We start from the raw sequence: 14000 nt of genomic DNA, 5'->3' as shown, positions 1-14000 counted from the left end.
CATTCATGGTAAACGCCTCGTGCATGGCGCAGGCCAGCGGCGCATCGGCACTGAAATACAGCGGCAGGTGGCTGAGGTCGACACGGCTCCAGTCCGCCAGATGACTGCAGTTAAAGCGCAGACTGACCACGGAACGCCCGTCCGGGTCGGTGGTCAGCGTCGCCCGGTCCAGCGTCAGCGGTTGCAGGCTGATTTCCCGGGTGGTGGTGTAGCGGCAGCGCGTCCCCTTCTCGCCGATGGGCCGGGACAGTACCTCAAACCCCCTGGCGATGCGCATCGGCTCTTTCATCTCCTGCCAGTCGGGCGTGAACTCCACCACTGACATCGAAGGAATGGTGCGCAGATAGTGCGGCCACAGCAGGCTGACCAGCCCTTCCGTCAGTTCCGGCAGGTCGTCGTCGAGCTTCTCGCGCAGCCGCCCCATCAGAAAGGCAAAGCCTTCAAACAGCCGCTCGACATACGGGTCGCGCGCCCCCGCTTTATCGAGATTAAGCATCGCCGCCCGGTCCGGATGGGCACGGGCGAATTCTTCACCTGCTTCAAGCAGGTAGCGCATTTCCGCGTCGTAATAACGCAGGGTTAAGTCATCCATTTTTATTTCTGCCTGATTAATTGCTGCGTTAATACCGATAAACCTGACGCTCCGTACCCGAATCAAGCGCCTGGCTCGCAGAATCATCTGCTTCTCACGCTCTGTTGAGTTTCATGAAAAAGTCATCAGCGCCTTTATCGAAAAGTACATGTTCTACTGATTGGAGTCATTACCAAATAATCATTACTGCTGGTATCTATCCTTTAAAGGAGATATTTTTTTGATACAGAAATCCTTTTTTTTATTTTCCATCGAGTAATTATTATATCCTTCCCAAATTACTAGCGATATAGAGCATGTTCCGGTTGCTGATGAGAAAATAAAGTTTTGACCACCGCCACCAGTTGCCTTATATGCATATCTCCCGCCCGTCAACCATCCGACATCAAATTCAATGTTATTTTTCATCAAGAATATAAAGGAAGGTGTTATTTGGATCGTTCCCCCTGCCTCAATAACTTCAGGCCTGACCTTCATTATTCTTTCAACCTCTTCAGGATCTGGTTCAATGTCGTGCACACCTTCACTTGAACTTAAATACAAACGTTCACTGGTGTTATTTTTAATTGTAATAGAAGGTCTGAGAGGAATAAACCCAAGCACTATAAATACAATTAGAAAAACACCACATAATAACAGCACGTTTTTTTTCATAATCACTATAGCTCTATATGTTCCGGATTGCCAGAATTCCAACACCAGTGAAGTTGTTTTGATACTGGCAATAAGCTACATGGCGTATTATCCAATGCATTAAGAATATGTTCGCAAGTTAACTCTTCAGCATACTTTCCATACTGATGAAACAGCTCAAAACCTATTTTCATGCTCGTAACATCGTCAAGAGTATCATTTCCTGGAGCCCCTGGAGTCATGAACTGCTCAATGTCAGACCCAGTAAAAGTTGCTCATCTGAAAAACCCACGCTTAAACCAACATAACCATAGTGAATATTTGACCACACATCATAAAAATAATCATATTGTTTATATTTGTGGAAATAGGACTTCGATGCATGATTACTTGGGGGTGGAAGCGGACGTGCAACAGCTACCGCGCTGAATTTATCACGAATCTTTGGTTTGTGATCCCAGGTTGAACCCGTTTTAACTGTCTGATACCAAATCCCCATTGATGAGAATAAATCAGGCTGGGGAGGTGGTGACATTTTGGCGTAAAAGGGAAGTTTATCCCATTCTTCTCGCCTTTGTTTTAACGTATCTCCAATAAGATAACGAATAGTTTCTGCCGTATCACTTCTGACATTTGTTTTAATTTCTCTAAGGATATACTCAGCCACTTGTACAGCACCGTCAGTATGGAGGCAATGATGCTCAGTCTTATCGTGCTGATACAGGATATTATAAGATTCCTGTAATCCATCAAGTGAAAAGTATGACTCTGAACTCCCACCGCCCTTCTCATAAGTATCCCGCATCATCGATGGAACAAAACGGGCCCGGCACGGGCAGGAACTGACGCTGTCCAGCGTTCCCGCCATCTTACGTCCATGGATGATATCGTTCGCTATCCCGCCGGCTATCATGTATATCCCCGGGTGTTGCCCGCAGGTGACCCTGTCCCGCTCCCGGGCGATCGCTTTGCCGAACAGCCGGTGATCCCCCGCCCCATCCACAATTTTACCGCCGCAGGTGGTCATGTCTCCCTGCACCAGATAATAACCTTTCGCCATAACCGCCGTTCCTTCCGTTAAGTGTCAGTCAGCCGCACAGTACCGCTGCCCGCGCCGGATCCAGGGCTATCAGCCCGGCAAGCAGTGCGTCCATCTCCGGTTGCAGTCGCGTTTTGTCGGCCTCGCTGCGCCCGGCTTTCGCCCGCAGCAGTCTGAGCCGGCGGGCTTTCACCTCAAACATCAGTTCCGGCGTCCACTGTGCCAGTGTCAGCGCGCCGGCGCTGCTGTCCAGTTCACCCAGCAGGTGCAGCGCCATCTCGTTTTTGCTGTACTGTTCCGTCACCCGCGCCATCAGCAGCCGCATCAGCCACCGGTCCCGGGCCGAAGTGTAACCCGGACGGCTCTGCAGCCAGCCCAGTGCCGCTTCGATCCCTTCGCTGTCCGCCCGGGCCAGCACTTCCGGCTCCAGGGTCAGCACATCGTCACCGGAGGACACGGTGGCCGTGACCGGCTCATCTTTCCATCCCTGCAGGTCATCCAGCACGGTGTCGTTGATCCAGCTCAGCGTCACTTCATCGGCGAACGGCGTGCCGTCGTTAAACGCCAGCGCCTCCAGCCCCGGCAGACGGGTCAGTAAACCCTGCAGATCCCGGCAAATAATACCGGCGTGGACGGTATCACCGTCATGCTGTATCAGCGCCTGCCAGGCGTACCACTGCATATCCAGCCACAGATGGTTGACGCCCTGCGCCAGCAGGCTGTCGGTGTGCTCCAGCAGTTCCATCCAGCTTTTTTGTAAATACAGGCGTTTGAGATGGGCCCGGTGGTCCGGTTTGGGCGGTGCCAGGCGGGTCCGCCCTGCCGCATCCAGCGGCGGCAGGGCCGTCAGCGTGTCCCAGCGCACACTCTTCATCAGGTGGTGCCCCGCCAGCCAGCCGCCGGGCTGGTCACGCAGATACCGGGCCAGCACTTTGGCCTGGTCGAGTAAATCACGTCCGGAGGTGACGGGGGTCATCACCGGAGCAGAAGACGAGGCTGCCGGTACGCCACTGTGCTCTTCACGGCTGGTCTGCGGCACCAGGCTGCCGGCCCCGCCACTCTGTGCCAGCCGGTTTTCCAGCGCCTGATACAGCGCCGAAAATGAGGGCCGCGTGTCTTCATCAAACACCTGAAGGGCCTGCTCTGTCAGCAACAGCGCCCCGGCGATACGCTGCATCACCGCCATATCCGCCTCCGGATAACGCGACAGACTGTCGGTCACCCGGCTGCCGGCGAGCCACTCCAGGGCGGATTTCCGGCTGCGTTCACGCCGTGGATGCAGCCGGGCGCCAAAGCGCTGCAGCATGCCGGCCAGCAGTTCCAGTCCCTCCGCCAGTCCGGATTCACCGTCCTGATGCAGTCGCGCCCAGACGTAAAAGGTGATAACCCGCAGGTCTTTGCTGACCCCGGTCAGCAGCTTTTCAGCCAGCTGACAAATCAGCGCGGTATCGATACCGGAAAGTCGGTTCACCTCTTCGCGGATACGCTGAAAATCGTCGTCATACCCCGGATCTTCACCCGCAGGATCCTCACCGTTAAAAGGCGCGAGCCAGTTATTCCAGTGTTCAGTCTGTTCACGGGCCTGCCCTGCCACGGTATTTTCATCGGCGGCACAGGCCCGGAGTAAATTTTGCAGGGTGGTCATTATTCGATTCCGTCCATATCTGAAGTGTCATTGCTGCTGGCGAAGGCCTGCGCGGTCACGCCGGCATCCACACTGAAAATCTGATCCGGCAGGCTGAATCCACGCAGGGACAGCAGGGCCAGCGGACCACTGCCCAGTTGTGAACGCAGCACCCACTGCAGCGTGCTGCCGTCCGGGGCGGTGAAACTCATCATCCACTGACTGCGATCCAGTTGCTGACGTTTACCCTGCTCAAGCCAGCGAATAAAGCCCCAGGTGCCGCTGTAATCACCGAACAGACGCGCCCCGGCGCTGGTTGAAGTCCAGGTCAGCATCGTGCCCGGTTTGTAGGTGTCACCCGGCCAGCGAAAGGCGTGCCAGTCGGCCAGCTGGTTAAAGTAATGTAACGGCTGCCCGTCAATGGTCAGTTGGGTTTCCACCACCTGCGGCGCCGGACGCGCCTGCAGCTCAAAACTGATCCCCTGGCTGCCGTCGGTAAACAGGATATCCGACAGCTGGCTCAGCTGATTCACCGCGTTCAGGAACGCCGGATTAAAGGTCAGCCCCTGGCTGTGGGCAGTGTCCGGCACCCAGCGGCTGCCTTCTTTGTGCAGCACGCCGCTGAGCTCTGTGCTCAGGAAGCGGTCGATTCGGCCGCTGTCCCGGCGGATAAACTCAGCCAGCATCGGCAGGGAAGCATCGCTTTTGCTGGCGGCAAACGGATAACGTCCGTCAAAGGCGGTGTGCCAGTTGGCCACCACCGAGCGGCTCCAGCGATCATTGAGACTGGCCGCCGACGGCTGCAGCACCGTCTCCCATGCCTGGGTCAGCGGCTGGACGAACATCGTGCGGCCAAAGCCGCTCCACTCTTCGCCAAGACTTGCCGCGACCAGACTGCCGTACTGCTGCGTGTCCGTCAGATCGACGCTCCGGCCCTGGAACACGGTCTGCGCCAGGGTCTGCATCATCTCCTGCGGATCTGCGGCGGCCGCCACCTGCTGCAGGCGCAGACGCACGCGGGTGATACGGGTCAGGTAAGTCTGCAGACTGATGGTGTTATCCGCCGGCATCACGTTGCCGGCCCGGTTTTTCCCCATCAGCGTCAGCAGGGGGCCAAAGGTGTCATCCAGCGGCCCCTGCGGTCCGGCGGCGCTCTGGTCGATAACCGGTTTATCCTGGCTGCCAATGAGCTCTTTAGCCGATCTGATGAGGGACTCAGACAGCCCTTCGCCCTGCTGGCCGGCTTGCCCCTGCCACGCCAGGGTGTTCATCAGCGCAATCACCGGTGACTGACGCACATCGCTCATCAGCGTCAGCTGGTCGGTGACATCGGAAATATTCTGCACCGGGTTCCAGCGCAGGCTGTTGAGGAAACCCAGCCAGCTCCCGGCAAAATCAGTAAAGTAACGCCGGGTCAGACGCGCTTTCAGCGCGTCCGGCGACAGGTCGGCAGACAGCGCCTGGCGGCTGTCACTCAGTACCCAGTCGATTTCATCACGGCGGGTATTCGCCACCCGCTCAATCGCCTGCTGAATGCTGCCTTCCCAGGCCTGACGGGTGAACATGCCCGGTACCACCTCATCGGTGGTGAACAGCCGGCGGGCATCGGTGCCGTTAGTCATGTCTTCCAGCGTGACATCCGCAAAATTACGCCGCACTGATTTGAGCATGTTCTCATACAGGGTGCTTTCCGCATTGCGGCGGCCAATCTGCTGTAACAGCAGCTGACGGCTCTGGCTGACCAGACTGCTGTCAGGGGTGATTTTCCACTGCGGCTGATGCGGCAGTTGCGCGATGTAAAACGCCCACAAATCCGGCGACAGGCTCTGCCACAGCCCGGTGGAGATACCCGGCCGGGCCGGCTGCACTGTCTGCATGGTCCGGGCATAGAACGCCCCGTCGGCTTTATCCGGGCGCGCCATCATCAGCCAGGCTTTCAGCTGGTCATAACCTGGTTTCGCCAGGGTCGCCCGCTGGTCGCTGTTGGGCGGCGAGTTGACCAGCGCGGTCAGCTGCTGCGCCAGAGCCGCACTGGCTGGGTCGCGTAACAGCCGGTTGTTCGCCACGCCATACCACGGCAGCATCGCGTCCAGTAGCGGCGGGTTATGGTCAAGGCCAAAACGCTGATACCACGGCGTGCCCTGCTGCCGGTAATGTTGTAAACGACCTGCCGCGTTGCGCAGGTCGTGCAGCGCCGTCAGTTGCGCATCGGAAACAGCCGGGTCCGCCACCAGGGCGCGGGCTTTCCCTGCCACGGTGGTAATCTGCTGCCAGTTCAGCGCGAAGGAGAGCAGCAGGCCAGCTCCCCAGACCACCATGCCGGCCATCAGGCTCCACGCCAGTGCCGGCTCCCAGCCCATGCCGACACGGCGCCCCCGCACGCGACGACAGTCGTCAAGCACCCCCTGCCAGCTGACCGGAAGCGTCAGGGTGTGCAGGTGTGCCGGCGGGAAGAGCGCGGCAGCCTCCCCGTTACCCGCCGCCTCAGCTGGCGATGCAGGGTGCTCCTGCAGGCTGAACATCAGGCCGCGCAGCGGTACGCGCTGTTGCGCGCCGTACAGCCAGGGCGTCAGGCACGTTTTCCAGTGCTCAGTCCCGCCCTGCTCCAGTTGCTGCGCCAGACGCAGCAGGAAATCGTATGAATGCTGCTCCGCGACCTGCGCCAGCCCCTGCTCACGCAACCGGGGCGGCAGTTTACTGAGCTGCGTCGCGACCCTTTCCGGCTCCGCCCGCAGCGGCAGCGTCATCCCCACCGCCTGCGGTGTTCTGCCCGCCTGCGGCCAGGCGCTGCCGCACAGCTGCCACAGCCAGACCGGGGGCTGATAACGCAGCAGCGCGCCGATTTTCTCCAGCCCGCGCAGGTCGCTGTCACTCCGTTGCGGCGTCAGGGCCTGGTCCTTATCAAGAACCCGGATAACGCCATCCAGCGGGCGACCCCGCCGCAGCCTGCGCAGCGCGGTGTATTTTTCCGCCGCAGGCTCGGCGGCCAGGCTGCCGCCATAAATCAGCACCGTGCGGCTGCCTTCCAGCCACTGACTTTCCTGCAGGCCGGGCACCAGTTGCTCAATCGCGGCGTCATCACCGGTGACCAGCAGCAGACGGACTTTACGCCGCCAGAACAGGTTATAGCGGTGGTAAAGATGTTTTTTCAGTGCATTGCACAGCGTGGCAGCGGCAGACACGGGCGCTTTTTCCGCCTCCCGTTTCTTTTTCTCATCATCACCATTAATGGCATCAACAACAACATCGAATTCCCTGCTCCCGGCATGACGGACCGCCAGAAGCAGGAGAAGGGTGGCAATCAATGCACACCCTGTGATACAGCCTCCTGCGATAAGCCAGCTGGTCTGCTGCTGGCTGTCTGGCGAAATACCGACAAGGTCCGGATGCTTCCAGACCATGAACGTCATCGCGCCTAACAACATCAACAGAAATACGACAACAGCCAGATAGCGGCCTTCCGCTGTCTTTGGTAAAAAATCAGTTAGCCTCACGAGTCCATCTCCTGGCGGGAAGCAGTCGGGGTGACGAGTGTGCTCCACAGCACATCCTGTGTGGTATCGCCGCAAATAATCATCTGCGGCAACTGTGTCTGTTGTGCGGTCTCAGCCGCGGCGGCAATGGCCAGCCAGGGAGCAGCAGAACCGGCATGCCCCATCGTCATATCGAGATTAATGATCGCCTCGTTTTCAACCGCCTGGGTGGGATGTTTTTTCTGATGGATCACCACTTCAGCATGTTGCTGATCATTGAGCCCAGACAGCCAGAGGTGTTTGACGATGCCATCTTTGATCGGAACGTTGTATGCAGCCATCCGCATACCGGATTCAAGTTCTTCGGCTGGAGAGGGATCTGGGCGATGAAGTAATGCCATTGGAGTAATTGATTCCTGCATCAGTCTGTTACCCAGAAGTAATGCAACTGCAGCTTCTGCGCTATTAACAGCGCTAATTGGCGCTACTTGTAATGCTACAACCAGAAGCAGTGAGTTATCTTTGATTTTGGTATTTAACCAATGGTCTAAGATTCCAGGGCCTTTACTCTCCATTAATTCAACAGAATGCAAGCTGCCAAACTCACTCCATGATTTTAACCACAGTTCATTGATATCTTCCTTAGATATTACTGATGATATATCCAAGACAATAACCAAATGTGTATTATCTGGAATGTAACTTAAAGGTAAATTTGAAATCAACCTCTTGAATACATTCAGGATTATATCTGAAAGCCTATCATTATTATCGGGAAGTAGACTTAATCTTACACCTTCATTACCGGCCCTGTCTTCTTGTGAGAAAATAATAACTTTATTCTTAACCAGTGAATTTAAGAGTTCATCCCTGTCTTTTACTATATGACCGGTAATTAATGATGTCGATAAAACCTGAAATGCCCTCCTGTTTTTTCGTGTTTCACTCAGAATCCACTTCTCTCGCCGCTTATCGTAACCACTCGCTTTGATATCCTTAAGCATCCAAATTACGACACACATAGAACCAATGACAAACCAGCATGTAAAAGGAATCCCAAAAGCGAGAAGCCAAAAATCATAACCTTTAATTTGGCTGCCGAATATACGCATGAGAATTATGCTAATGGATATCATAAAAACTAAAGAGTAAAGCCAGCGAGCTCCCTTAAGAGGAGCAGGTCTTCCATATAGCGGAGGCAGATTTTTTAGCGAATACATATATTAAATTAACCACCCATAGCTCAGCGATAAATTAATAGCCGGCATTCAACTCTTCAGGGATTTTATAAGTGCTATTTTTTTCATCAAAAAATAATTCATAGTTTTTCTTAGTTTCATTTTTACCATCCTTTGCATCAGAAATTATAGATATTGGATAAAATCCATTAACTAAAGGTTTTTTCGTTTCAACAGATAAAGTATTTTTCATAAATTTGCTATTATTCGAATCTTCCATGACAGCAGTCCATTGAGCAATTATATTAAAATCATCGTTATCGATTAATCCTAATTTGTGATGTTCTTGCAAGTAACCTTGACTGCTTGAACCTGAAGACACTTCAATAGCCCATCGTTTAGGCGATATAGGTATAATGCCTACATAACTTTCACCAAGATTTTTAACTGAACTAATGACATTAATGCCACTATCAGTATTTCGTATCCAATAAATATCTGTGGGGATGTCTTCATTGAGCGAAGTAGCCAGTTCAATATCAGGGCACATTATAATCAAAATATCAGATAAGGAAAATGGTAGTTGAGTTTTTTCGCAAAGGCTATAATTGTTCATTTCACTTTCTGAGTTATCTTTATGCCAAGGATTTTCAGAATCATCAGAGCGAGAGTAGTTTGCTTCGAGCATAGCCTGAATGGAAGGGTAGCTTACTGCAAAGCAACTACCACCATGAATCAGAAGTGCAATTAAAACAGCGTTGACTATTTTCTTCATATTAATTAGCTCACTGCAGTGCTCGTACGGTGTCGCGGATGCCCACATTATTCATGGCAAGATCAATGATCTGATCCTTCATGCCCTGCTGGCAGGCACGATATTTATATTCACGTTGAAAGCTTTGGCAGCATGCCTGACAGCGATAACGTTGATGCCCGGCACTCCCCTGTCCATGCTTTTTTACTGGGTCTGTTTGCTTACAAAACGGACATTTTTACATCAACCTTAGCCATCAGTATCCCTTTGATAAAAACAGGGAGTTTATATGATGTTCAACGGATTGAATACACGACCATACAGACATGTCAACACATTGAATACTTGACCAGATCACGAATTTTTATATCACTTAGGCCTTAAAAAATACAATCCCAATAACTCAATTATTATTGACATATAATAATAACAAAGAATCAATCATTTTGTTGAGATAGCTAATTAAAAACCTAGGGGCATGAAAAAAATGGCATAATTTAATAGATTCTATACTTCCCTTGATTATTGGTGTCTTCATCGCGAAACACATGCTCTACTGATTGGTAATCATTACCAATTTACGGATTAGCAGGAAGTATTTTTGAACTAATGGATTGACAGAGAACCTCACCTAAAACATTTCGATAAATAAGATCATGAATATTTATCCTGGCAGTGTAAATATCTTTAAAACTCCTTGAGTCAAAGGTATAAATTACCAATCCATTTTCTTTTAATTCATAAAACATAATCCCATCAAATCCAGATATTTTATCATCTTTAAATTCAGACAAAATCCCAGCTATTTTTTTTCTTTCAGAAAAAGACGATATAGATTTAGCCAATACATTATCACTTATTCCGCTTGGAATTGTATTTAAATATACGTTATCAACATATGGTATATAATCACCAGAATTACATACCGGAGTTTTAACATTATCTGGACCATAGTAATTTCTAAAAAAACCATCTATAATATATTTAAAATCCTCCCCTGACGATAACGGCCTAACTAATAATGTAATCCCTCCGGGACTTCCTGCAACTAGATTAGTAGAAAACAACAAAAACAACAAAGCAGTCAAATAACTTTTCATCTACCACCTCCTTCATCCTGAATAGATTTATTTGTATCATCAAATCCAAATAAATTATTATTTATATCATTAACGTCGACGATAGACAACTCTCTATCATATATCTTTGCATAATTTTTATATGCAACAGGAATATAATACTTATAAAACCTCTGATATACTGGAGTATTTTTAACACCACCTATTGTCATTCTAAATCTGGAGACTGGCCTAGACGTGTTATACATTGACAGTTTTACCGTACCGCCACCCATTTAGAACGAGATGCTTACTTCAATACTCACAAGCTATTTTTGCAGCATAAATTTATTTGCAGCTTTGCAAGCTAAAGTTCCGTCGGGAAGAGAATCAAACAAAGAGGTAAAATTATATAGAACTGCTTTTCCATTAACTTTCTTAAATTCAATAAAATACCCATAAGCACCATCATCATCACATTTTTTTCTCATGGACTCCGGTAATGCAAAAGATACATTCCATACACACACTTTTTCATTCGGGAAAACTGCCGATGTGTTAACAGGATACTTTGATTTTTTGTCCACACCCCAGCCATAGTAAACCTCAGATACATTAACAAGTGTACTGTATTCATTTTTGATAAGTAAATCACTTTCAATATAATGCCTCACTTCTTTTGAAGACATTTCAATCAATAACTTCTTATTATTTGTTTTAAAAATATCTCTTAGAAAATCTATATTTGAATTATCCATACACTCTTCTGCCAATACGCAGGAACTGTAACCAAGTAACAACGCTAAAACATAATAACACTTCATATTACCCCCAGTATTAAATTTTTATTTATCACCTTGTTCTTCCATCCTCATTCGAGGGTAGATTAGCTCCAAGGCTTTCACGCAACTCTGCAATATTAGACATTGTTGTTTTCCTCATACCTGAACTTATTATTTTTTGTGCATAAGAATAATATGACTTAGGTACATAGAACCCTATCAATTCATAATGTAAACGTCCATTAATATAAACTTGATACAATGGATTTATTGTAACACTATCTCCCTGATTTCCGCCAAGCACACCTATTTCACCATCTTCAAAAAGACAGTATATAAAAGCAACATGCCCTGTCCAGGATCCTTTTTTCCGCAAAACAACTATTGCACCATATATAGGTTGAGATATTTTTATAAAATTTTTGTTTTTCGAGAAAGATTGAGAACTGGCGCTACCAGATGTTGAATACCCAGATTCTTTAAGGCAATAATTTATAAAAGAAGCGCACCACGGGTTAGAATTACCAACCATAGATGACATATTAATTCCAGTCTTCTTATGGTAGTTTATTCCGCCATCGCCTTCCTTAACACGCCCCCATTTCCATCGATTATCTCCCTCTTCGAATGCAACCGCCATCCATGGAGCCTCTCTCTGATCATGGGGGAGTAACGCAATCGGATTACCAGAATTCTTTCCCCCAACCGATTCCAGCGTTTTTTTATTGGTATTTACTTCTCTATTTTGTTGTGATTGTTTATTCACTGATTTTGAGACTGTAGAATTAACTGCTGATTTTTCAGTCTCGCCAGCAGTATTACTACCACTTTTGCTTATAGAAATTGATTGTCCCGGGTATATTTTATTCGGATCTGATATATTATTCTGTCGTGCGATATCGTCTACACTTACTCCATTTTTTCCTGCGATCTTCGCCAGTGTATCACCAGGTGAAACTATATATGATGAAGAACCATTAGTATTGACACCATATATCATCAAATGCTGACCTGGAAAGATCTTACTCACATCTTTTATATTATTGTTTTTGGCAATTTCATCAGTACTTGTCTTATAACGTTCGGCAATTTTCGAGAGAGAGTCTCCTGACATGACTATGTACTCTATCGGCTTCTGAGTGCTCTTCTCGCGTGGGGCTTTGGGAGCCTCGGCAAGTGTCTTTGCAGAGAATTGCGAAAAGTTTCTTGTAAGCAGTATATTTTTCGTTTCATCTCCAGCAACAGCTGAATAAACAACATCCTCTTTTCCAGCGGAATTAGTATATTTGACGACAATAGCCATTCCTTGTTTCGTATGGATGATTGTCTTGAGCTTACCGTAAGCATCTGTTTTCCACTCGTAGCTAGTGCTTCCTAGTGTCACCTTAAATGGCACATCAGCAACTGGTCGGGAGCCATCTGAAACCGTCAGGTTTGTCACATACACCCATTTTTCAGTACCGGGCTTCAAGCCACCTTCTTTTTTACTGATTGCATCCACAACTTTGCCGAATTCATTATCATTCAAGTCAGATATTTTTTTATCTTTTGCAACGCCACTCTCTGAGCTTATAAAATTGGCATAAGCTACAGGATCATTGCCTGCGGATTCAGGTGCATACTGCGACATCATATCAGCTATAGTGTTGTCTCGATATTTTCGCTTTAATAATGCACATTTTTCACGTTCCCCAACTTCAATACTGGAAAAAATAACAAATATATTTTTTTTCGGATTATATACAGTCCCGGCACCTATCCGCCCTTTTTGCTTACTAGCATCGGGCAATGCCATAATATTCCCAGGATTGTTAAATCGCCAATTCAATGTCCCAGAAGTTTTTAGCAAACGAGTACCATCACCAGCTTCGTACTCAACCGTCTTGGTTTCAAGATGGTATGTCGCTTTTACAAATCTCATACATCATCCTTTTTATTTTTTTTCCGTTGGTTTAAAACTGGTGTCGTTTAGCAAAACTGAGGTCATATGATAGCCTGTGGCAGCAAGCATAATATTTCCATTTACAGTGACTTGGTGATTAAGTAAATTGCGTTTAGTTTTATAATCGTCACCGCTAATAATAATCTGCACATTGCTGTCCCAATCTTCTTGCTCAGTATTAGCATCAATCACACACTTTAGAGGACTGTTTAAATGCAGGATCCAGTAAAGTAATTTTTCGTCATGTTTCCTATCTTCCCCCCAATTTGGGGGGCCGTAAAACAATTCTTCTTTCATTAATCCTGAGAGTACAACATTATCCCCCTCTTTCAGACATGCAGCATATGCACCGAAATTATAAAATAAGATAGCCATACTCAATATAAGGTTCATAAGCATACTTAACATTATCAACTAGCCTTTGTTAAATTTAATAAAGTTGCAATCATTGATTCAGTCAATACTGATGTTCTATCTTCTGTAGAATCCACTTCGCTTAAATAAAGATCGGCATCAGGTTCTTCATACCAAAAATCCTCCACACTGTCATCCTCAGTTGATGAAATAGAAAGGTTTTCTTTACTCCAGGTTTCTCGCCCAATGATTAAGTTTAATGTATCGCTTTCAGGAAGTACTATTTTCGGGAAGCGACCCGAACTGTCTACCGTGCCAGTCGACAGGATTTTCCCATTACTGTCACTAATGCGGTAAGGCTGATGCATCATCCAGTCCATACTCTGACAGGCACTGTCAGCCCCCGGGAAAGCAAAACGTAAACTTTGTTCGCCAGGTTCCATTACAGGAAATACCGGAAGTGTGATTTTTTCTGATGCCTTTTCTTTTCGGATATAATGACCCGCTTTCGTCCGATACTCCCCGGCCGTCGCTGATTCAATAGCATTCCCATCCAGCGTGATATAACTCC

The 14000-nt window shown here is 48.5% G+C and carries 10 protein-coding genes and 4 pseudogenes; 1 reads left to right on the top strand and 13 read right to left on the bottom strand.

Annotated elements, in window-relative coordinates; all coding sequences use genetic code 11:
• Positions 1 to 592 (bottom strand): type VI secretion system baseplate subunit TssF (locus EH228_RS13265; RefSeq protein WP_193323346.1); only part of this gene is annotated, 592 nt, incomplete at its 3' end.
• A 40-nt stretch (positions 593 to 632) separates the two neighbouring features.
• Between EH228_RS13265 and EH228_RS13260 the strand changes: the two are divergent.
• A pseudogene (locus EH228_RS13260) lies at positions 633 to 752 on the top strand (IS1 family transposase); the annotation flags it as partial.
• Positions 753 to 775: 23 nt separating this feature from the next.
• On the opposite strand, the gene EH228_RS13255 reads toward EH228_RS13260, so the two are convergent.
• The 12 genes and pseudogenes from EH228_RS13255 to EH228_RS13200 form a co-directional block, all read right to left on the bottom strand.
• Positions 776 to 1246, bottom strand: coding sequence for an immunity protein TsiR (locus EH228_RS13255; RefSeq protein WP_152322125.1), 471 nt, complete (start codon positions 1244 to 1246; stop codon positions 776 to 778).
• 5 nt (positions 1247 to 1251) lie between these two features.
• Positions 1252 to 2285: pseudogene (locus EH228_RS13250) on the bottom strand (polymorphic toxin type 44 domain-containing protein).
• 28 nt (positions 2286 to 2313) lie between these two features.
• Positions 2314 to 3909 (bottom strand): type VI secretion system protein TssA, encoded by a 1596-nt coding sequence (tssA, locus tag EH228_RS13245; protein ID WP_152322123.1) that lies wholly within the window; start codon positions 3907 to 3909, stop codon positions 2314 to 2316.
• Positions 3909 to 7313, bottom strand: coding sequence for an ImcF-related family protein (locus EH228_RS13240; RefSeq protein WP_420841465.1), 3405 nt, complete (start codon positions 7311 to 7313; stop codon positions 3909 to 3911). Before EH228_RS13240 ends, tssA begins: the two co-directional genes overlap by 1 nt.
• A gap of 65 nt (positions 7314 to 7378) precedes the next feature.
• Positions 7379 to 8473, bottom strand: a complete 1095-nt coding sequence (locus tag EH228_RS13235) for a hypothetical protein (RefSeq protein ID WP_240116295.1) — start codon at positions 8471 to 8473, stop codon at positions 7379 to 7381.
• Positions 8474 to 8615: 142 nt separating this feature from the next.
• Entirely contained in the window at positions 8616 to 9314 is a 699-nt protein-coding gene (locus tag EH228_RS13230; protein WP_152322120.1) for a hypothetical protein, read from the bottom strand.
• Between the two features lie 16 nt (positions 9315 to 9330).
• Positions 9331 to 9550 (bottom strand): annotated as a pseudogene (locus EH228_RS13225) (IS1 family transposase); the annotation flags it as partial.
• A 321-nt stretch (positions 9551 to 9871) separates the two neighbouring features.
• Complete coding sequence (locus EH228_RS13220; protein ID WP_152322119.1) at positions 9872 to 10393, bottom strand: hypothetical protein; 522 nt, start codon at positions 10391 to 10393, stop codon at positions 9872 to 9874.
• Positions 10394 to 10680: 287 nt separating this feature from the next.
• Positions 10681 to 11109, bottom strand: coding sequence for a sugar ABC transporter permease (locus EH228_RS13215; RefSeq protein ID WP_152322118.1), 429 nt, complete (start codon positions 11107 to 11109; stop codon positions 10681 to 10683).
• Between the two features lie 94 nt (positions 11110 to 11203).
• Complete coding sequence (locus tag EH228_RS13210) at positions 11204 to 13054, bottom strand: TIGR02594 family protein (protein WP_152322117.1); 1851 nt, start codon at positions 13052 to 13054, stop codon at positions 11204 to 11206.
• 12 nt (positions 13055 to 13066) lie between these two features.
• A complete protein-coding gene (locus tag EH228_RS13205) occupies positions 13067 to 13483 on the bottom strand; it encodes a DUF4431 domain-containing protein (RefSeq protein ID WP_240116294.1) in 417 nt (138 codons plus the stop codon).
• Between the two features lie 2 nt (positions 13484 to 13485).
• Positions 13486 to 14000 (bottom strand): annotated as a pseudogene (locus EH228_RS13200) (type VI secretion system tip protein VgrG); the annotation flags it as partial.

Source organism: Erwinia endophytica (genome assembly GCF_009295515.1).
Taxonomy (GTDB): Bacteria; Pseudomonadota; Gammaproteobacteria; order Enterobacterales; family Enterobacteriaceae; genus Erwinia; species Erwinia endophytica.
This window is presented reverse-complemented; position numbering and strand designations above follow the sequence as displayed.

Excerpts from the sequence above, each read along its gene's own strand:
- EH228_RS13240 (WP_420841465.1), bottom strand. The coding sequence starts at position 7,313 with ATGTTGTTAGGCGCGATGACGTTCATGGTCTGGAAGCATCCGGACCTT.
- EH228_RS13235 (WP_240116295.1), bottom strand. The coding sequence starts at position 8,473 with ATGCGTATATTCGGCAGCCAAATTAAAGGTTATGATTTTTGGCTTCTC.
- tssA (WP_152322123.1), bottom strand. The coding sequence starts at position 3,909 with ATGACCACCCTGCAAAATTTACTCCGGGCCTGTGCCGCCGATGAAAAT.
- EH228_RS13210 (WP_152322117.1), bottom strand. The coding sequence starts at position 13,054 with ATGAGATTTGTAAAAGCGACATACCATCTTGAAACCAAGACGGTTGAG.
- EH228_RS13220 (WP_152322119.1), bottom strand. The coding sequence starts at position 10,393 with ATGAAAAGTTATTTGACTGCTTTGTTGTTTTTGTTGTTTTCTACTAAT.
- EH228_RS13205 (WP_240116294.1), bottom strand. The coding sequence starts at position 13,483 with ATGTTAAGTATGCTTATGAACCTTATATTGAGTATGGCTATCTTATTT.
- EH228_RS13255 (WP_152322125.1), bottom strand. The coding sequence starts at position 1,246 with ATGAAAAAAAACGTGCTGTTATTATGTGGTGTTTTTCTAATTGTATTT.
- EH228_RS13215 (WP_152322118.1), bottom strand. The coding sequence starts at position 11,109 with ATGGATAATTCAAATATAGATTTTCTAAGAGATATTTTTAAAACAAAT.
- EH228_RS13230 (WP_152322120.1), bottom strand. The coding sequence starts at position 9,314 with ATGAAGAAAATAGTCAACGCTGTTTTAATTGCACTTCTGATTCATGGT.